The following is an 18,520-nucleotide window of genomic DNA, read 5'->3' as shown; positions in this document are numbered from 1 at the left end:
AAGGGATAAAAAAACCGGCACGCGGCCGGTTTTGTTTACAACTCTCGCTTGGCTGTAATTTTTATGGGCTCATTCTTCTGAGCTGACGGTACCTGCAAAGGGCTGAGTCCAGCTTTGGAACAAAGCGAAGTAACATGCTCTTTCCAATACGGCCAAGCAGCATTGTTGATTATGTCATCAGCGCTAAACTTTTCTATCTCTTCGATTGTTACAGCTGAGTCTGAGTCAAAAACAACATCGTGCTGAGCTTCAATTTCGAACAGAACTTTAGATGTTTCTGGATCTTGCTCTGCTTCAGTCGCTCTTATAGAACATTGCAGCCTGAAAAGACATACGCACCGACTTATCTTAGTTAGTTCTTCGTCTTCATATTTTTCAGCAACTTGTACGCTAACAATACGGTTATTCGATTGAAGGGTTAGATCCATGCCCTCTAACATAAAAATGTTTGTGTCAGCATCAAAAGTGAGAGAAGACTTTCTCAACAGTACATCTTTTACTTCTCTTAAAATCATAATTTACTACCTAAGGCAATCGTTTCAATCATATGCCAAGTGTTATGTTGAGTTGGTTCAGACACATAATTCTGGATGACGACTTTTACCGAATCTTCAGCAGGACTTTTCGCGTATTTAAGGTGACCAGTTTTTGAAACAAGATAAGTCTTGATCATTTCTAACTCGGTAGTGCGATTGGTATACTCTACGGTGGTTACGGCCGGACAACCTTTACGCAGAAACTCAAAAGCAGCGGGAACCGAGTAAGCCGTTCTTAAAAGCTTATCCAGCGCAAATGATTGCGTTACGTCACCATTTTCATATTTGGTAAACGCGTTTTTGCCCCCACCAAATATGATTGCTGCTTCAGATTGGGTAAGACGTAAATCCTCTCTGATCGCCTTTATCTGACCGCCTGTAAGCAATCCATCAGCTTCTCGATAAAAATCAGTCATCTGGCGTTTGTTAAATTTTGCCTGCTGAACTGTTAGGGTTTCTGAGCCACATGATTCGCAAACAGATGCATGGAACGGGACCTCTTTTTTAAAACCCTCAAACTCCCTGAGGATCTTGGTTTTCGTTTCATGCAACCCTTCATCCCCGCATATTGGGCAGAGTGAATAACGTTTCATGATTTGTCCTTAGTTTTCAGTTGATTCATGCAATGAAATGACTGCTACCGTGTTTCCAGAGTCTAAAAGGCATACTTTTACGTATAACATAACTGTGCACTCGCAACGTTCGTGGGGTATGTACAATTGCGCAGGCACTACATAAGCATCACATGCAAATAGCCCTTTCGGAGCGTTACCATTGCACCACTGTGAGTTGATGTATCGCCCACCTTTTAAGGCTAGTTCTACGTATGTACGAACATCCCCCAGATCCACACGATGAAGTGCTAAAAAATCATTTGTCTTATGTGTAACAGAGTTTACTTGGCACCTTGCTAACTCCGCTAGGAGGTTTGGATACAGCGGACCTTCCTCAATGATGCGCTCTTCGCCATCTCTCAAGGGCTCCTTTGGCGCACCAGTCTTATACTTACTACATATCTTTATTACCATTATGGTAAGTCCAGGGTGAAAATGTCAACAGGAATAAGTCTCAAATATGTATGATAATGTTTGCACGGCATTCTGAAATTAATATTTAAATCAATAGCCTGCGCATTTCATGATTAGCACATTTAAACTAAACGCAACTTTGTCTCTACAGCAACCCCAATAATCCGGCAGTTACCATTAATCGGCACGAGCGGCCATTGCGGGTTAAGGCCCTTCAGGTACTTCTGCCCACCGTCGATCACCAACTTCTTGAATGTTGCCTCGTTCGAGTCCGATAGCTTTGCTATAACCAGGCTGCCGTTGATCGCTTCACGACCAGTATCGAATAGAACAAATGTACCCTCAGGGATACTCAGTCCTGCCGGTGCAGTCATGGAGTCACCATCTACCTGCAGCCAAAACGCCTCACCCTGAATGTGAGCGTCAGACTCAAGCCACAAGTCGATATCTTTGAGGGTGTATGGCTCAACAGCCTCACACCATGCACCTGCCTGAACCTTGCTAATGACCGGGTATTTTGAACCTGGATAATAATGCCCGGCGAACGAAGTATTTTCCGACGCTACCGAGCTCATGTCAGAGATGTCCTTCGCAAGTGACGGACTGAAATCAGAGACACTAACCCCAAGAAGCCTCGCAAATACTGATGCTACCGCTGTATTTAAAGCATTCCTTCCATTCAGGTAATGGCCGACGGCACCCTGAGATATGTCCAGCGCGTCCGCAATGGATTGCTGAGTAATACCCAGTTCTTTTTTCTTCGCTTCGTAAAGGGCTTTTAAACGCTGTGAGTCAGCCACTTGAGCAGGGGTGAGGATCTTTTTCTTTTCCATTATCAGATATTAATACCAAAGCTCATATTTTAAAAATACCGCAAGTATTGATTTATTTAATACTTGTGGTATTGTTTGGTTATGCACTCAATGGAGCAACCACATGAAAATTTCTTTAGCTGAGTTTGTTGGCGAGGTAGGTCAGGCCAAAGCAGCTGATGCCATCGGCGTTCACCAAACGGCAATTAGTAAAGCGATCAGGGTTGGTCGTCAGATTTTTATCAACAAGCTTCCTACTGGCGAGGTGAAGGCGGTCGAATACCGCGATTTTCCTCATAGCAAGAAGCAGGAACATCAGGAATAGCACATGCATTCACTTGCATATCAACACAATACAGGATTCGTTCCGGCCGCGATGATAAATCGCGCTCAAACAAAACAGGATCACGATCATGAGCTGATCCGCGATGCAGTAAGAGCCTGGGCGTCGGCTATCGACAATCAGGACGTGGTATCAGCACTGATTATCAACGAGTACCGGGAGCAGGGCGGCGATTCAATCAGCTTTCCTGACGATATCAGTCGGGCCCGCCAGAAACTCTTTCGCTTCCTGGATAACCGGTTTGATTCGGATCAGTACCGCGAGAACGTTCGCCAGCTGACACCGGCAATCATGGCCGTTTTACCGCTGGAATTCCGCACAAAGCTGGCGCCGCAGAACGACACCATGTCGCTGATAGCTTCGGCAATGAAAGAGTGCGCAGAGGCCAAGCAGGCGGTGCTTCTTAACGCACCTGAGCATCAGAAACTGAAGGAGGTAAGCGAGGGTATCGCTTCGCTGTTTCGCCTCATGCCGGAGCAGGTAGGCCCACTGATGACGATGGTGACATCGATGCTGGGGGTTATGTGAGAACTACAGAAATGGCGAAAGCCGCGGTGCTGGAACACCAACGGCTTTCAATTGCAAATAACGTCAGTCAATTGCGAGGTCATTATGACAAACGCTAATCAAAAACGCCAGGCGCAGGAGGTTTAACTGTGTCGAACGTAGCTTACGCCAATTTCGCGGCACACTCAGCCGCTAGGAGCAACAGGATGGAGAACCAGAAGTCTGGTTACGTCCCGTTGTACCGGAGCATCAAGAAGAAGTCATGGGCTAAAGACGTGTTCCTGCGCGCATTGTGGGAAAACCTTCTCATTGACGCAGCCAGACAGCCATATGTGGCCTTCTTCAAGGGCAAGCAATGGCCTCTGCAAACCGGTCAACTGGTCGTCACTGCTGCAGATCTTGGGCTTCAGTTGTGTGACCGTCAGGGTAATCCGACAAGCCGTGACGCAGTTGAGAGAATGCTGTCTGTCTTCGTTCGCGAAGGGATGATCACCATCGAAGGAGAGAAACGAAAAGGCAGGGTGATCACCATTAAAAACTATGTCGAATATGCTCAAAAAATGGACGATTTACCCGCACATAAAGCCGCACATACAAGCGCACATGACGAAGCCAGTAATGGCGCGGGTTCGGAAGGGTATGCCGCACATAAGGCCGCACAATTCCCCGCACATCATGAACAAGAAGGTAATAACAAGAATATAAATAACTCTTCGTCCGAGAATTCTGACGAATCCTCTGACAAGCCCGGAAAGAAAACTCCTGCTTTGAGACCAGAAGCAGCGATCCAGAGCGGAACCAAATGGGGCAACTCTGAAGACCTCCGCTGTGCTGAATGGCTGTTCACCGTCGTACAGGGCATCGCCCCCTCTGCAAGAAAACCGAACTACGCCACCTGGGCGAATGATATCCGCCTGATGCGAGAGCGTGACAAGCGCACCCACAAGGAAATCGCCTCGCTGTTCAAGTGGGCCTGTGAAGACAAGTTCTGGAAGGGCAATGTCCTGTGCCCGTCAACCCTTCGCGAAAAGTGGACCCAACTCGATATCAAGCGAGGCAAGCAGAGCAACGGTTCTGCCGCCGACAAGCCAAAGGTTGACCTGACCAACACTGACTGGATTTACGGAGTGCAGCTATGAAAAGCCTTGCAGAGCAGATGCATAACTTTGACCGCGAACAGATGCGCCGCGTTGCGCATAACCTGCCGGAACACTACGACGAGAAACCGCAGCTTGAGCAGGTTGCCCAGGTCATCAACAGCGTGTTCAGCCAGTTGCTGGCAGCTTTCCCGGCAACCACTGCAAACCGTGACCAGACCGAGATGAACGAAATCCGGCGCCAGTGGGTTCTGGCATTCAGGGAAAACGGCATCACTACCATGGAGCAGGTTGCAGCTGGTATGCGGGTAGCCCGTCGTCAGGAACGCCCATTCCTTCCGTCACCCGGTCAGTTTGTTGCCTGGTGCAAGGCTGAAGAAGCCGCGGCGGCCGGGTTACCTAACGCCGAACAACTGGTGGACATGATTTACCAGTACTGCCGTACGCGCGGACAGTATCCGGATGCTGAATCCCACCCATGGGAGTCCAACGCTCACTACTGGCTGGTTACATCCCTGTACCAGAACATGCGCGCAAACGGCCTCAGTGACGCTGAGTTGCGCCGCAAAGCATCAGAGGAACTGGCGCGCATGGCTAACCGAATTAACTCAGGAGAGACGATTCCGGAGCCCGTTAAGCAACTTCCTGTACTTGGTGGTAAGCCGTTATCACGCATGCAGGGGCTGGCCAGGCTGGCTGAAATTCGTGAGAAGCACGGACTGAGAGGGCGCAAACAATGACCGGCAAAGACGCAATTCTTGATTACCTCAAGACGCACAAAACCTGCAGTTCCCCGGATGTGGCTGAAGCCTCTGGCATGTCGCACAGTTGTATCAATCAGGCGGCCAACATTCTGGCAAAGCAGGGCGTACTGGTAGCAGTAGCAAAGGTATGGCGAACGGTTCACTACCGGCTGGCCACCGAGGAGGAAATCTCCGGCCAGAAGAGTACCAATCAGATTTTCAACGAGTGCCGGCAGAGCCCGGTTATGAAACGAATTTTAGCGGTCTACGGGAGAGCGCAGGCATGAATAACGAACTCACAGCAGCACTGTTAACTATCGAGAAATGCCGAGAGCTTTCAGGCTGCCCGGCTGGCGTAGACCTGCAGGACTGGGTGAAGAAGCTGGCGGCGGAGAATGTGGCGCTGAAGGCTGAACGGGTACGAATTTTCAACTCAGGCTATCTGCGCGGTCATGAGTCCACGGTTGAAGGGTATTACGTAGACATTCACCAGGACGATATTACGACGTATCACGAAGATGTCGTTGCCGAGATTTCAGAAGAACAAACCCCTGCCACCGATCGCATCGTAGCCGGGATTAAGGCTGATGTGTGGATGGAGGCGAAAGAATTCACAAAATCCATGTTGGACAGTGACTCGGTAGACCATCTCGATTTCCTGTTTGGTGGCAAGATTCAGCAGCTGCGCGAGGGGGCCGACAAATGATCCACTTCCACGGAGGGCCAATCACGCCAGATACCTGTGCGTTGAAGGCGTGGAAGGGGCGCCATGCGTTCATTAGCTTTGCAAACGCTGGTCAGTTAGCACTGGCTAGCGAGGTTACTCAATCATTTGCTCTGGATAACGGCGCATTCAGCTTCTGGACGAAAAAACGCGTGGTGGACTGGAACGAATATTACGCCTTTGTCGCAAAGTGGATGAACCATCCTCGATTTTCCTTTGCTGTAATTCCTGACGTCATCGGAGGAACGAGTGAGGAGAACGATGCACTGATTGCCGAGTGGCCTCACGGTAAAATTATCGGCGCGCCTGTGTATCACTTCAATGAACCGGATGAGCGCTTTATCCGTCTGTGCCATGAGTTCCCGCGGGTATGCATCGGCTCAATGGGAGAGTACGACGCGAAGCGCCCTCGAGCTTGTCGGGCGAAACTCCGGGACCTAATCCGCCATGTCGTGGACAAGAATGGCTATCCAATTACCAAGCTGCATGGTCTGCGGATGCTGAATAAAGACATCTTCATGCACATACCTCTTTCATCGGCGGACAGCACTAACATTGCCAGAAATATCAATATTGATAAGTACTGGGAAAAAACTCCTTATAGAACATCTAGTAAAGAGACTAGAGCTTGGGTTTTAGCTGAACGAATTGAATCAAACAACAGTGCCAGCGCACTCAACTATAACGCCGATCGCGACCGCTTTATGCCGCAATTGGCCTTTGAGATTTAGGGAGGCAACTATGACTGATCTCACCCGACTATTAGCCAGCCTCAAGCGCCGCTCTGCCCACGCAAAAGAGTTTGGCCACGATGTGCTGTTCGTAAAGTTAGAAGATATTGATGCGCTGGTAGAGGCGCTGGAACCGAGTACATCATCCTCAAATTTGCTGGGTAAACCTTGTGAAAAAAGAGGCACTCTTCGCGATCAGTGCATTGAAACATCCTTGAACTGCGTCGACAGAGCACCTCTAAAGACATCGTAGATGTGACCAAATCAACGTTAACGCTATGGTTATTTATTGCTTTTAATCTCAGAGAGTTAAGCATATGTCAGCCTAAAGAGTGTCACCATTTCTTTAATCGATAGTGAAGTTGACGAAAGTAAAAATCAGGACTATAAGTACTGTATAAATACACATGTGTATTTATACAGTATGGGTTTTCGTAATCGACAAGGAAAAATGGAAATGGTTGACCAAAAAAGCAATGCACAAGTTTTAAACGGTGTTAACGACGATATTTCAGAAATGAAATCACTGACCACGTTGCGCAAGCGTGTGGTTACCGATGGTGAGGTGGTTTCTAAATCACAGAACGCTTTTCGTCTGGCGGGTGGCAATACGGGTGTTATCCTGCGTAATGACGGTAATGACTTTTATGCTCTTGTAACTCCAGAAGGTCAGGCGCAAGACGGACAGTGGAACACTCTTCGTCCATTATCTTTTAATCTTAAAACTGGCCGAGTCTCTCTACGAAATGGTGTCGACATTTCTGGTGGTGCTCTGGTCTCTAATAACGCTGGTATTGCGGCTCATACCACTGGTCCTTCCCCGCTCATCGCTGGACAAATTTATGACTCCCCGGCTGTGCAGACTGCCTTTACCAGCGGTAACGTCACGACGAGAATGCTGGTGGGTAACAGGACGGTTGCTGGCAGAGAGGATTACGGCATCCTTTCCTACCAGGGCTGGGATTCGTCATGGAATGAAATTCAAGTAAGAGCAAACAGTGAATTATCAGCAGGCCAGTTCGTCAAGCGCAATGCAGGGGGATGGTTCACTGCTAAGGGCGTTGTCAGTTTAAATAATAACGCCGACCACACCACTTACGGGATGCATATTCAGGGCGCTGGTGACCTGTTTGCTGACATTTATCATTACGAGCGCATCAACAAGCATCATTTCCTCGGAATGCATGTCGGGAATGGCGGCTCGCATGGCTGGTATGAATTCCGCCATGACGGGAGTGCGTTCACTAATGGTTCGTGGCTCACCAGTTCTGATTCCCGCATGAAATCTGACGTTTCTCCTATTTCCGGTGCGTTGGATAAGCTTTCAACCCTTGGCGGTTATACCTATCTCAAACAAGGGGCTCCGGAAGCCGGGGTGATAGCACAGGAAGTGGAGGCTGTGTTGCCACAGGCCGTTAGTCAGACAGAATTACGGATGAATGATGGTTCACTGCTTGAAGATGCGCGCAGCGTCAATATCAACGGCGTGGTGGCCCTGCTGGTTGAAGCCCTGAAAGAAGAGCGACAACTGCGAATTCAACTGGAGCAGAGACTGACTACTCTGGAATACACGAAGCCGTAACAACGATATAACGGAATAACCAAAGCAGGGAAACGGCCGGTTTGGGGCTGGTCACGTACCTCAAGGTAATGGAGATAAACATGGGTGGATTTGATTACGGTGGTTTTGGGGATGGTACGACATGGAGTCCTGAGCGTGGAGATGGACCGGATCCGGGTGGCGGCAGTAGCGGAACTGGTGGCAGTGACAGCAGTGGATCATCCCCTGGTAAAACAGCTGCGCAGCGTCAGTATGATGCCGCGATGCGTGACCCGGCGGTCCAGAATAAACTGCAGGCGATGATTAAAGGGGCAAAAGCGATTTATTCCGGTGCCTACCTGAACACTTACGGGTTGACTGAAACGGGAGCTCTTTCCGTCGTCATTACAGGGATTAGCAATGTGCAGGCTGAAGCGCTGGGCATGACGGGACCAATGATGACCATGCGTGACCTGGACGGAATATTACACACGGCAGGGGTTCTTGAGACCGGACATGTGTTGGGAGAAATTCCTCATGATAACGGTACCGGCGGGGGCAACGACAGTGGCACTATTGCCGCAGAGAATAAAGTGACGCTGGAAGCATACGTGTCTGTGCTGCAGGGCGATATCCCGGCGGGATTCTGGCTGAATGGAAACAGAGTCATGACCCGAACCAGGATCCCTTACATCATTAATGGAGGGGGGAAAGGTGACGACCGTATCGGATACCGTGATAAGGATGTTGAGGTTCCATCTCTGACGGAGGCGTACCGTGATGGTCAGCGGATTCAGGCGGAACTAGCAGAGGCGGCGCGACAGGCTGAAGAAGCCAGGCGGGCTGCTGAGGAAGCCCGTAAAGCGGAAGAGGCCCGACAGACGGAAGAGGCGAGAAAGGCCGAGGAAGCCCGCCGGGCAGAAGAAGCTCGCAAAGCGGAAGAAGCACGAAAGGCCCTTTATGCTAAAGCGGGAATTTTACCCACTCCAATGTATACTGCCGAAAAAGCAGCGGCAGGGAGTGCTGCACTAGCGAAGGCAGGAACAAAGGCGCTTAGCCGAGCTCCTGGTACCTTACAGCTTACAACGTTGGCCGAAGGTGTCATGACTGTAGCTAGTGAAATGGCTGGCTGGATGGCCGGTGTCTTCTGGAGGGGAGCTGTAGTTTTGTCCGATATTGCTCTCACCAGCCCGTATGGGGCTGTAATCGGTGCACTTGCTGTCGGATTCACCCCGTTGCCTGCTGGCACTGGCAGTAGCCGTGTTCCTGGACGGGATATTGGTATGCTGGCAGTGCAGGCCCGATTGATGGCGGCTGGAAAGGTTAGTATTGAGCCAGGGATGACCAGCGTTAACTTACCGGTACGTAGCTTCATTACCACCGATGAGGATGGTCATCAGTCAGTACATATGGTTAAAACTGGTGTTGGCGGCGTGTCTGCAGCTGTTCCGGTGCTTAATGCAGTTCGGGATGAAGCGACTGGTCTTGACCGTATAACAGTTCCGGCAGTGGCGGGCGCACCATCTCGTACCATCCTGATTAACCCGGTTCCAAGCGGGCCATCAGTACCAGCCAGTACCGGTAATACGGGGCCAGTGCCAAAGACTCCTGTACATACGGGGACAGATATCAGACAAGCAGATAGCATCGTAACAACGACCTATCCAGCTGCGGAAGAGCTGGCGATTCAGGACTTTATCTACTGGCAACCAGATGCGCTATTCACAGGCGTTGAACCAATATATGTTATGTTGGCTAGCCCTCGAGACTTGCCTGGTAAAGTCACTGGTAAAGGGGAGCAGGTTGGCGATGGTTGGTTAGACAAAGCAGGTCAGGAACTAGGTTCTCCAATTCCAAGCCAGATTGCAGACAAATTACGTGGTCGTGAGTTTTCGAACTTTGACTCATTTCGTAGGGCAGTTTGGCAAGAAGTTGGTAAAGATCCATCATTAAACAAACAGTTTAAACTACAAAACCAAGCTAACCTGAAAAAATCTAAGTCTCCTTTCGTGAGAAAATCTGAAAGGGTTGGTGAAAGGAAACGCTATGAGCTTCATCATCTTAAAAGAATAAAAGATGATGGTGCAGTTTATGATGTGGATAACATTCGCGTAATGACACCAAAGCGGCACATTGATATTCATAAAGGGGATAAGTAATTGAACAATAGAACCATTTCTGATTATACCGAAGCTGAATTCCTTGAGTTTGTAGAAAAAATATGCCGAGCTGAAGGTGCAACGGAAGAGGAAGATGACCAATTAGTTGACGAGTTCGAGCGGTTGACTGAGCACCCAGATGGCTCTGACTTAATTTACTATCCTCGCGATGATCGTGAAGATAGTCCGGAAGGTATCGTGAAGGAGGTAAAAGAATGGCGGGCTAAAAATGGCAAGCCAGGATTCAAGGATAGTTAACCACCTGAACCGCTCCAATAAATCTAAACCCGCTATGGCGGGTTTTTTTGATACTGTGTGTTCCGCAAGCCGTCTTTTAAGCGAAAACTAGCATGACAAAGATTCTAACGAATGAAGAGTTAAATGCTCTCACCGAAAAAGCGCAGGCACACTCAGAAGTGATGTCTGAATTAGGTTCACAACAGGAAGTTGATGAGTTTGGTCAGATACTGAGTGCACAACTTGCTATCAACTAGCAACAATAGGTTTGGCGCATATTCGCGATATTACTCAAGTCCGGTATTTGGGGCTTTATTGTATAATCTTGCCATGTCCAAATCTGAGTAAAGCACTGTGACTAAAGAACAAGCTATCTATGACGCTATGCGTAAAGCAATCAACGCTGCTCCACAAGGGAACCGTTCTTCTGAAATGCATCTTCAATTACTTAAATACGCTCAAGAGCTGAAGCATGTTCCACGTGAGAGTATTTGTGAGGAGGTTGGTTTAAATCCTTCATTTAAAACAGAAGTTGGTAAAATGCGAAATATCATTGATCGCCTTGTTGCCGCTGGCATGGACGTATCAAAAATCTGATAGTTTTGATTTTCCATTATCAACCAGCCATAATCATGTCATCGGAGCCTGAACAACTCCGGTGACTTCTGCGCTTTGAGGGGACTCAAAGTGCAAACGACAATCAGAACACCTTTCAACCAGTCACAGATGCAGAAATGCACCTGCGATTTTCTGCATTCTGCGTTTTATCTCTCAGGGGGTGAAGCGTGAATCTACACAAAGACGGCATCCGTCTGCACAAATCAAACTTCAACGCGATCGGACAACAGATACAGCCCATGCTGGAATCCGGAGATTGTTATCGCCTCATTATCAAGCCGTGGAAAAACAAGCGCTCCATTCCTCAGAACTCACTTATGTGGATGTGGAATAGCGATGTTGCCGCTGCTGCCAGTCAACACTCAACAGAAACCCACACTGACGAAGAGCTTCATGAGTTCTTCAAAGACCTGTATTGCCCAGCAAAACCAGTGACCATTTTCGGCGAAACGAAGTGGGTCAAATCCACAAAGCTTCTCGACTCCGAAGAAATGACCTTCTACCTGCGTCGCATTGAAGTCTGGTGTGCTGAGCGCGGCATCAAATTACGGATCCCTACCAACTCCGAATATCACTCAAAAGGGCACGACCATGTTTGAAGAAGAGATTTGGAAAGAAACTTCCATATCGAGCGATTATGAAGTCAGTAATCATGGTCGATTCCGATCCTTAACACGCACCGTTAGCGTGATGTGTGGCTACAAGAAGGTTTTAGAAGGCAAGGATTTGAAGCCGTTTGACGTGCATGCCACTGGTTACCTTCAGATAAAGATTCGCGGCAAAAAGTATGCAGCACACAGGCTTGTCGCCATGGCATTTTGCGACGGTTACGCCGACGGATTAGTTGTTAACCATAAAAACGGCAACAAAAAAGATAACCGAGCAGAAAACCTTGAATGGACAACTCCTTCGAACAATCTTCGCCATGCATATAACGATCTTGGTGTAACCCCAAATCAACTAGGAAGATTCGGCGAGGATCACAACGCAAGTAAATCGGTAATTGCGACATGCCGAGTTACTGGCAAAGAGGTTCGCTACGCAGCCGCTATGGATGCGGTTCGCGATGGCTTTGACAGTGGCTGCATTAGCAGGTGCTGCACAGGTCAATCATCTTACCATAAAGGTTATTTCTGGCGATTTGAGGGTGAGCAGCATGGCTAACCAATACCGGATCTCATTACCCTGGCCGCCTAGCAACAATCGCTACTACCGGCATAACCGCGGGCGCACGCATATCAGCGCAGAAGGGCAGGCGTACCGAGACAGCGTCGCCAGAATCATCAAAGACTCAATGTTGGATATCGGCTTATCGACTCCAGTGAAAATCCGTATCGAGTGCCACATGCCTGACCGCCGTCGCCGTGACCTGGACAATCTACAAAAGGCCGCCTTCGATGCCCTAACGAAATCCGGGTTCTGGCTCGATGACCAGCAGGTTGATTACTACAGCATGAAGAGAATGCCAGTCGTCAAAGGTGGGCGGCTTGAGCTGACCATTACCGAAATGGAGGCCGCATGAGTCGTGACGTTATCGAACGCATCCGCGAACGCTGGAGCAAGCTGCGCCTGTGCCGGCACCGGGACACCGTACTGGTTGACTACCGCATTTTGAAGAATTTCATCCGCATCTATCAGGCTTCAGGAGAGAAAACATGAATACCCAGTACCTTGAGTATGTTCGCCAGCAGCTGATAGTGGCCACCGCCGATCTGAGCGGTGCGACGAAAGGGCAACTGGTAGCCTTTGCAGAGAACGCACAATTCACAGCGACGGCGCGCAGCCGCGGCAGAAAGAAAGTCGCCGATCCGGTCTCCGGCCGCATGGTAAACCCATCCAGCCCGCCAATTCCAGGGCAGCAGTCCCGCGCAAAAGGCTCCGCAATTGCCCTGGTGCGGCCCGTGGAATATTCAACTGCATCCTGGCGCCGCGCGGTTCTATCGCTGGAAGAGCATCAGAAATCCTGGCTACTGTGGAACTACAGCGACAATATCCGTTGGGAGCATCAGGAGACGATCACCTGGTGGGCGTGGGAGCAATTCAGCCAGAAGCTGGCCGGCGTGCGCATTGCAAAGAAAACGGTCGATCGTCTGCGTCAGCTTATCTGGCTGGCAGCGCAGGACGTCAAAGCTGAACTGACAGGGCGCAACACATACGAATACCAAATGCTTGCCTCCCTGATCGGAGTGACCACGAAGAACTGGTCAGAAACGTTTACGGAGCGGTGGGAGGAGATGAAAAGCACTTTGCGGCGCCTTGATAGCGATTCGTTATTACAGGTTACGCGAACACGTTCACAACAAAAGGCGACAAATTTAGATGGAAGTCTTGCAAAACTGGATTGAAACGCATATATTTCATGTAAATTTGATAGTGTGCCAATTTTACGTTAACCCGCCTCTGAGCGGGTTTTTTGTCTTAAAGATTTCTACAGAAATTATCTCCAATTTTGGTTGAGTGCGCTTCGATGTCCTTGTCGAAGACTACAGCACTAGATTTGTATTTTGGAAAATTAAGGATGTATTTAGGCCCGATAAAGCCCGAGATTTCAGAATATGCTTCAACGGCGGCGATCTGGCCATTCCAGCTATAATGTGGGTTGGTACCTATTATGCAGTCGCCTTGTTTGTATTTTCCGACTGCGTCTGAAGCGAAGCCGCTCGCTGAGGATACTAGCAAGACTGTTGTTAAAATTACCTGTTTCATATTGACTCCTTGTCATTAAGCACACATCGGATCTTAATGTCTACAGAGCGTTAAAACTACTCTGTAATTTTATGTTCTTGCTATGTTTCCCACTTCTGTAACGCATGCTATATATACGAAAGACAAAGCGAAGCATCGATTGCCCTCCAGGTAAAACAGTAGCTCGGGATACTTGGAATGATGCTGTCGGTTTGGTTTGACATGAACCTACTTCTTGGCCTGCTCTATAGCAGGCTTTTTTTTGCCGCAAAAGGGCAAATCGACATTCGATAAAACTCATTTCAAGGCTGTGCTTTTGCGCGGCCTTTTTATTTCAGGACCGCGGGAATCATCTACGACGAGCTTTGTTGATAAATCAGCCCGACGGTCCTGATCCTTTCAAACACACACAGCACCCGCTAACTACGCGAGGTGAGAGTATGTATTCCATGGAAAAGATTACCACTGGTGCTGCGTATGGCGCTTCAGCCGGGAGCATCCTGAATGGCATGCTTAATGCCTACAGCCCCGAGCAGTGGAATGCCATCGGCGTGCTGGTGGGCATTGTCATTGCCGTACTAACGTATCTGACAAATTTGTATTTTAAAATCCGCGAAGACAACCGACGAAGCAGGAGCAGAGATGAACCCGACGCTCAGGAATAAGCTTATTGGCGCAATCGCCGGCGGTTCCGGCGCGATCGCAATCGCTTCTGTCATGCTTGGTAACGCTGATGGGCTGGAAGGGCGTCGCTATTACGCTTACCAGGATGTCGTCGGCGTCTGGACTGTTTGCGATGGCCACACTGGCGCCGATATTCGCCGTGGACACCGATACTCTGATAAAGAGTGCGACAACCTGCTGAAGGCAGATCTGCGAAAGGTTGCTAACGCCATCGACCCGCTGATTAAGGTTCGCATCCCTGAGCCTACCCGTGCCGCGCTTTACTCCTTTACTTATAACGTTGGTTCTGGCGCTTTCGCCAGTTCCACGCTGCTGAAGAAGTTGAACGCCGGTGATGTGCCGGGGGCATGCAAAGAACTGCAGCGCTGGACTTATGCCGGTGGCAAGCAGTGGAAGGGTCTGTTCACCCGACGCGAGATTGAGCGCCAAGTCTGCGAGTGGGGCCAGAAATGAGCCGATTAACCGCAATCATCTGCGCTGTCGTTATCTGCCTCCTGGTTTCTATGGCCTGGGCGATTAACCACTACCGCGACAATGCCATCGCTTATAAAGACCAGCGCGATAAGGCGACGGTCCTTGCAGAAAAATCGGAGGCAATCACCAACAACGTGATCACCACGATGAACCTCATCCGTGACATCTCACAGGCTACCCAGAATGCAAAGAACGAACTGGCCAATAAAGGCGAGACGCGTATTGTCTACATCAGGCAGGCGCTTGAAGGCGATCCGTGCGCTAACCAGCTTGTTCCTTCTGCCGCTGCTGACAGCCTGCGGGAACAAGCAGATAGTTTACGTGCCAGCCCCAGTGGTACCAATAAGCGCTGACCTGACAGCAGACACGCCGATCCCCGGAATGGAGGTTCCGTTCACTTGGCAGGCTAGTCTGGAGTTAAACGCGAAGCTTTACTCTGCGCTGGGGCAGTGCAATCTGGATAAGGCGGGGATTAGGACAATTGAGGAAGGACGTCGAAGAGCCTCTCAATGATGTGGCAAGCAAGAAGGATGATGCCGTTTATTGCTGGGGAAAATGGTGCTAATGCTTTCAATATTTTTAACATAAATACCTCCTTGGGTGTGGTTGTGTGATTTCTATTGTGCTACTCAATAGCGTGCTAATAGTTAAGGTTCTATAAGAGTCCCGCGTAAATCGGTTCCCTATAGTGCTACCTAATTAAATTGCACTCCAAAAGAGGGTAGGGGTGGCGTCATTACAGAGGACATTCCATAGAGTGGCTTCGATAATGCTCTCCTAAGTGTTGAGTAAATCACAACCTTAAGCCTATCTTCCTAGGTTAATCTCTGACTATGCTATTTTTATCTATCAGGGACTAACGAGGAAAATTATGCGCGATGTAATGTTATACGGCGAAGGCTGGAATGGTGAAGTACGGAATGTAGAAGAAGGTATTCAGAGGTTTACATATATCCCAACAAATGGAGATCCTAACTTACGAGAAGTTGTGTTCTCTCTTTTTATATATGAGTCTATTGATAAAAATAATTACTGGTTAGGGTACTCTGGAATAAAACCGCTCACAGCAAATATAGAAGAAGCCATTTTTAGAAACAAACCAAGACCTGCACTATTTCCTTGAATTACATTATTTATCCCTGCCTAGGATGGGGGGATTCTTGCCGTACGCGAATTTCGGGTTTCCCTTCATTAGTGAGATTGGATAAACCGACATTGAATAGGCCACCCACGGGTGGCTTTTTTATTGGTTTTTACTACAGGAAAATACTATGGCAAAACCGGACTGGGTCGAGCTTCAATACTGGATACTGTACTGATCTATAAACGCTTGCCATCAATGGTCACGCTGGCATCAGCAGTGCTGTTTGGTATGAGTATTTTGACTTTTGAGCCGTTATTAGTAACGACTTCTATAGTAACAGATGACGGAGGCGCTCCAGTGTCATCCCCAGTAAAAGCCATAACGATCTCTTCAGAGGTTTTATCTTCAAGGATTGGCATTAGGTCTCCATTAACCAATCCGGCGTAAATTTTCACATTGCTCATCACATTCCCCATAGGTATTTAAATGGCACTCACCGACAAACAAGATATGTTCTGTCGCGAGTACCTCATCGATTTAAACGCCACGCAAGCGGCTATTCGGGCGGGGTACAGCGCAAAGACAGCTAACCGCACTGCGTCCGAAAACCTGTCAAAACCTGACATCCAGTCCAGAATTGCCGAACTGAAAGCGCAGCGCAATGATCTGGTTGGCATAAATGCGACATACGTCCTGAATCGTCTTGTTGAGATAGACCAGATGGACGTGCTCGACATTCTCAAAGACGACATGAGCCTGAAGCCAGTAAGCGAGTGGCCTTCATCATGGCGGAGATATCTTAGCGGATTCGATGTAGCTGAGATGTTCGAAGGCCGCGGTGAAGAGCGTGAGATGGTCGGGCTGCTTAAGAAAATTAAGTGGCCTGATAAAGTTAAAAACCTCGAGCTGCTCGGGAAGCACATAGATGTGATGGCTTTCAAAGAGCAGGCTACCCATGAGCATACAGGCAAGAACGGCGGGCCAATCGAAATGGCAACGCTGACCAAAGAAGAATATAAAGCAGCGCGGCGGGAGATGTTGGAGGATGACGACTGCTGAGCAAAAAGCCTATGCCCGTAAGATAGAGTGTGAAGAGGATGGACTTTATTACGCTCGGTACTTCTTCAAACAACGTACCGGCGGCAAGATGATTGTGGCGCCTCACCACAAGGTGATTCAGAAGACACTGGATCGCGTTATCGACGGTGAGATTCAGCGTCTGATTATCAACGTCCCTCCTGGCTATACGAAGACCGAGCTGGCAACCATCAACATGATGGGGAGAGGGCTGGCGCTGAACTGTCGGGCGCGCTTCATGCACCTGTCCTACTCGCATAATCTGGCGCTGCTGAACTCCTCGACGGCGCGCGGCATGATTAAGTCGCAAGCTTACCAGTCCATGTGGCCAATGGCGTTGCGTGACGATGCCGACAGTAAGGCTATGTGGTGGACTGAACACGGCGGCGGCGTATATGCGTCATCAGCTGCGGGGCAAGTTACCGGCTTTCGTGCCGGGCATATGGAGCCAGGCTGGCAAGGCGCGCTGATTATTGATGACCCGGTTAAGCCTGATGATGCTTACTCGGAAATCGTCCGTGACGGCGTCAATAACCGTTTTAACGAGACAATCAAATCACGACTGGCGATCGAGACGACGCCGATGATTGTCATCATGCAACGCATCCATTACCACGACCTGAGCGGGTATCTGCTGCGGGGCGGGAGTGGCGAGAAATGGTATCACCTGAACTTGCCTGTTCTCATTGATAGCAGTCGCAGCTACGAAGAAACATATCCGGAAAACACCCACGCTATCCCGATTGATCACGGCTTGCCTGACGGCTGGCTGTGGCCGTTTAAGCACAACGAATCGCACCGCGTATCGCTGTTCTCGCATCGGCGCACCGCCGAAGCTCAGTATATGCAGAACCCGAAACGCTTCAATGCGGAGGGTGCACTGTGGAACGAGGAGATGATCAGCGCCGCACATGCGATACGCATCACTCAGGAACTTGCCCGTACTGTAGTGGCAATCGACCCGCAGGCCACCAACAGCGAAGAGAGCGATGAATCCGGTATTGCTGTTGCGAGTGTTTATGGCAGTGGCGATGAGAGGCAGTACAGCCTCGATGCGGATTACAGCGGAAAGTATTCGCCTAACGGGTGGGCTACTAAAGCCATTGATGCCTATGAGCAGCACGAAGCTGATGCGATCGTCATTGAAACCAACCAGGGCGGCGATATGGCCGAGGACACTCTGCGTAATGCCGGGTTCGGCGGCCGCATCATTCGTGTGCACGCCAGTAAGGGTAAATACGCACGTGCAGAACCTATCTCTGCGCTGTATGCGCAGGGTCGAGTCGCTCACCGTGGAAGTCTCTACGAGGTAGAAAACCAGTTCATGGAGTACGTGCCATCCACTGCGAAGAAATCACCTGACCGGCTCGATGCCGCGGTATACGCGCTCACCGAATTATCAGAACCACAATCAACCGGCATGTTGGTGCGCTCGCGCTGA

30 protein-coding genes and 1 pseudogene are annotated in these 18,520 nt (G+C 49.4%); 26 read left to right on the top strand and 5 right to left on the bottom strand.

Features of this window, described 5'->3' with window-relative positions:
- Nucleotides 1-35: 35 nt before the first annotated feature.
- From AC22LX_RS06165 to AC22LX_RS06155, 3 genes are all read right to left on the bottom strand, one after another.
- Nucleotides 36-515, bottom strand: a complete 480-nt coding sequence (locus AC22LX_RS06165; protein ID WP_047076783.1) for a hypothetical protein — start codon at nucleotides 513-515, stop codon at nucleotides 36-38.
- Nucleotides 512-1,129 carry a type II toxin-antitoxin system MqsA family antitoxin gene (locus AC22LX_RS06160; RefSeq protein WP_052766214.1) on the bottom strand — a complete coding sequence of 206 codons (618 nt, stop codon included), beginning with the start codon at nucleotides 1,127-1,129 and terminating at the stop codon, nucleotides 512-514. Before AC22LX_RS06160 ends, AC22LX_RS06165 begins: the two co-directional genes overlap by 4 nt.
- A gap of 557 nt (nucleotides 1,130-1,686) precedes the next feature.
- A complete protein-coding gene (locus AC22LX_RS06155) occupies nucleotides 1,687-2,397 on the bottom strand; it encodes a LexA family protein (protein WP_047076784.1) in 711 nt (236 codons plus the stop codon).
- A 103-nt stretch (nucleotides 2,398-2,500) separates the two neighbouring features.
- Between AC22LX_RS06155 and AC22LX_RS06150 the strand changes: the two genes are divergently transcribed.
- From AC22LX_RS06150 to AC22LX_RS06060, 19 genes and pseudogenes are all read left to right on the top strand, one after another.
- On the top strand, nucleotides 2,501-2,701 hold the full coding sequence (locus AC22LX_RS06150) for a Cro/CI family transcriptional regulator (protein ID WP_017383044.1): 201 nt from the start codon (nucleotides 2,501-2,503) through the stop codon (nucleotides 2,699-2,701).
- Between the two features lie 3 nt (nucleotides 2,702-2,704).
- A complete protein-coding gene (locus AC22LX_RS06145) occupies nucleotides 2,705-3,247 on the top strand; it encodes a toxin YdaT domain-containing protein (RefSeq protein ID WP_277967588.1) in 543 nt (180 codons plus the stop codon).
- 185 nt (nucleotides 3,248-3,432) lie between these two features.
- A complete protein-coding gene (locus AC22LX_RS06140) occupies nucleotides 3,433-4,365 on the top strand; it encodes a replication protein (protein ID WP_487333870.1) in 933 nt (310 codons plus the stop codon).
- Entirely contained in the window at nucleotides 4,362-5,063 is a 702-nt protein-coding gene (locus tag AC22LX_RS06135) for a replication protein P (protein ID WP_487333869.1), read from the top strand. The genes AC22LX_RS06140 and AC22LX_RS06135 overlap by 4 nt, the downstream gene beginning before the upstream one ends.
- Nucleotides 5,060-5,353: a protein ren gene (locus AC22LX_RS06130; RefSeq protein ID WP_487333868.1), complete on the top strand. Its 294-nt coding sequence runs from the start codon at nucleotides 5,060-5,062 to the stop codon at nucleotides 5,351-5,353. The genes AC22LX_RS06135 and AC22LX_RS06130 overlap by 4 nt, the downstream gene beginning before the upstream one ends.
- The gene (locus AC22LX_RS06125) at nucleotides 5,350-5,772 is read left to right on the top strand and encodes a hypothetical protein (protein WP_487333867.1); all 423 of its coding nucleotides are present in this window, start codon (nucleotides 5,350-5,352) and stop codon (nucleotides 5,770-5,772) included. Before AC22LX_RS06130 ends, AC22LX_RS06125 begins: the two co-directional genes overlap by 4 nt.
- Nucleotides 5,769-6,521: a hypothetical protein gene (locus AC22LX_RS06120; protein WP_171824419.1), complete on the top strand. Its 753-nt coding sequence runs from the start codon at nucleotides 5,769-5,771 to the stop codon at nucleotides 6,519-6,521. Before AC22LX_RS06125 ends, AC22LX_RS06120 begins: the two co-directional genes overlap by 4 nt.
- A gap of 10 nt (nucleotides 6,522-6,531) precedes the next feature.
- Nucleotides 6,532-6,774, top strand: coding sequence for a hypothetical protein (locus tag AC22LX_RS06115; RefSeq protein WP_487333866.1), 243 nt, complete (start codon nucleotides 6,532-6,534; stop codon nucleotides 6,772-6,774).
- An 87-nt stretch (nucleotides 6,775-6,861) separates the two neighbouring features.
- Nucleotides 6,862-8,103: a phage tail fiber protein gene (locus tag AC22LX_RS06110; RefSeq protein ID WP_487333962.1), complete on the top strand. Its 1,242-nt coding sequence runs from the start codon at nucleotides 6,862-6,864 to the stop codon at nucleotides 8,101-8,103.
- A gap of 80 nt (nucleotides 8,104-8,183) precedes the next feature.
- Entirely contained in the window at nucleotides 8,184-10,220 is a 2,037-nt protein-coding gene (locus AC22LX_RS06105) for an S-type pyocin domain-containing protein (RefSeq protein WP_487333865.1), read from the top strand.
- Entirely contained in the window at nucleotides 10,221-10,478 is a 258-nt protein-coding gene (locus tag AC22LX_RS06100) for a bacteriocin immunity protein (RefSeq protein ID WP_487333864.1), read from the top strand. It begins immediately after the preceding gene.
- 92 nt (nucleotides 10,479-10,570) lie between these two features.
- Complete coding sequence (locus AC22LX_RS06095; RefSeq protein WP_487333863.1) at nucleotides 10,571-10,714, top strand: hypothetical protein; 144 nt, start codon at nucleotides 10,571-10,573, stop codon at nucleotides 10,712-10,714.
- A gap of 97 nt (nucleotides 10,715-10,811) precedes the next feature.
- Entirely contained in the window at nucleotides 10,812-11,054 is a 243-nt protein-coding gene (locus tag AC22LX_RS06090) for an HTH-like domain-containing protein (RefSeq protein ID WP_487333862.1), read from the top strand.
- 123 nt (nucleotides 11,055-11,177) lie between these two features.
- Nucleotides 11,178-11,246 (top strand): annotated as a pseudogene (locus AC22LX_RS06085) (hypothetical protein); the annotation flags it as partial.
- On the top strand, nucleotides 11,243-11,674 hold the full coding sequence (locus AC22LX_RS06080; protein WP_087877426.1) for a NinB/YbcN family protein: 432 nt from the start codon (nucleotides 11,243-11,245) through the stop codon (nucleotides 11,672-11,674). The pseudogene AC22LX_RS06085 and the gene AC22LX_RS06080, both read left to right, overlap by 4 nt.
- Nucleotides 11,667-12,239, top strand: coding sequence for an NUMOD4 motif-containing HNH endonuclease (locus AC22LX_RS06075; RefSeq protein ID WP_487333861.1), 573 nt, complete (start codon nucleotides 11,667-11,669; stop codon nucleotides 12,237-12,239). Before AC22LX_RS06080 ends, AC22LX_RS06075 begins: the two co-directional genes overlap by 8 nt.
- Entirely contained in the window at nucleotides 12,232-12,597 is a 366-nt protein-coding gene (gene rusA / locus AC22LX_RS06070; protein WP_487333860.1) for a crossover junction endodeoxyribonuclease RusA, read from the top strand. The genes AC22LX_RS06075 and rusA overlap by 8 nt, the downstream gene beginning before the upstream one ends.
- Nucleotides 12,594-12,734: a YlcG family protein gene (locus AC22LX_RS06065; RefSeq protein WP_487333859.1), complete on the top strand. Its 141-nt coding sequence runs from the start codon at nucleotides 12,594-12,596 to the stop codon at nucleotides 12,732-12,734. The genes rusA and AC22LX_RS06065 overlap by 4 nt, the downstream gene beginning before the upstream one ends.
- Nucleotides 12,731-13,420: a bacteriophage antitermination protein Q gene (locus tag AC22LX_RS06060; protein WP_487333858.1), complete on the top strand. Its 690-nt coding sequence runs from the start codon at nucleotides 12,731-12,733 to the stop codon at nucleotides 13,418-13,420. The genes AC22LX_RS06065 and AC22LX_RS06060 overlap by 4 nt, the downstream gene beginning before the upstream one ends.
- Before the next feature lie 73 nt (nucleotides 13,421-13,493).
- Here AC22LX_RS06060 and AC22LX_RS06055 read toward each other — a convergent pair whose 3' ends face one another.
- Nucleotides 13,494-13,781 carry a hypothetical protein gene (locus AC22LX_RS06055; protein ID WP_063410419.1) on the bottom strand — a complete coding sequence of 96 codons (288 nt, stop codon included), beginning with the start codon at nucleotides 13,779-13,781 and terminating at the stop codon, nucleotides 13,494-13,496.
- A 419-nt stretch (nucleotides 13,782-14,200) separates the two neighbouring features.
- On the opposite strand from AC22LX_RS06055, the gene AC22LX_RS06050 reads away from it, so the two are divergent.
- From AC22LX_RS06050 to AC22LX_RS06030, 5 genes are all read left to right on the top strand, one after another.
- Nucleotides 14,201-14,425: a class II holin family protein gene (locus AC22LX_RS06050; RefSeq protein ID WP_015705890.1), complete on the top strand. Its 225-nt coding sequence runs from the start codon at nucleotides 14,201-14,203 to the stop codon at nucleotides 14,423-14,425.
- Entirely contained in the window at nucleotides 14,403-14,897 is a 495-nt protein-coding gene (locus AC22LX_RS06045) for a lysozyme (RefSeq protein WP_487333857.1), read from the top strand. Before AC22LX_RS06050 ends, AC22LX_RS06045 begins: the two co-directional genes overlap by 23 nt.
- Entirely contained in the window at nucleotides 14,894-15,271 is a 378-nt protein-coding gene (locus tag AC22LX_RS06040; RefSeq protein WP_487333856.1) for a DUF2570 family protein, read from the top strand. The genes AC22LX_RS06045 and AC22LX_RS06040 overlap by 4 nt, the downstream gene beginning before the upstream one ends.
- Nucleotides 15,240-15,431: an Rz1-like lysis system protein LysC gene (gene lysC, locus AC22LX_RS06035; protein ID WP_487333855.1), complete on the top strand. Its 192-nt coding sequence runs from the start codon at nucleotides 15,240-15,242 to the stop codon at nucleotides 15,429-15,431. The genes AC22LX_RS06040 and lysC overlap by 32 nt, the downstream gene beginning before the upstream one ends.
- Nucleotides 15,432-15,789: 358 nt before the next feature.
- Entirely contained in the window at nucleotides 15,790-16,041 is a 252-nt protein-coding gene (locus tag AC22LX_RS06030; RefSeq protein WP_487333854.1) for a hypothetical protein, read from the top strand.
- Between the two features lie 197 nt (nucleotides 16,042-16,238).
- Here AC22LX_RS06030 and AC22LX_RS06025 read toward each other — a convergent pair whose 3' ends face one another.
- Nucleotides 16,239-16,466, bottom strand: a complete 228-nt coding sequence (locus AC22LX_RS06025; protein WP_487333853.1) for a hypothetical protein — start codon at nucleotides 16,464-16,466, stop codon at nucleotides 16,239-16,241.
- A gap of 22 nt (nucleotides 16,467-16,488) precedes the next feature.
- On the opposite strand from AC22LX_RS06025, the gene AC22LX_RS06020 reads away from it, so the two are divergent.
- Together AC22LX_RS06020 and AC22LX_RS06015 are read left to right on the top strand one after the other, a co-directional pair.
- Entirely contained in the window at nucleotides 16,489-17,061 is a 573-nt protein-coding gene (locus tag AC22LX_RS06020) for a terminase small subunit (protein WP_164961820.1), read from the top strand.
- Complete coding sequence (locus AC22LX_RS06015; protein ID WP_487333852.1) at nucleotides 17,048-18,520, top strand: phage terminase large subunit family protein; 1,473 nt, start codon at nucleotides 17,048-17,050, stop codon at nucleotides 18,518-18,520. The genes AC22LX_RS06020 and AC22LX_RS06015 overlap by 14 nt, the downstream gene beginning before the upstream one ends.

This window comes from Klebsiella sp. PK01, from assembly GCF_057624675.1.
The sequence above is the reverse complement of the archived record's forward strand: the minus strand, read 5'-3'. Positions and strand labels throughout refer to the sequence as shown.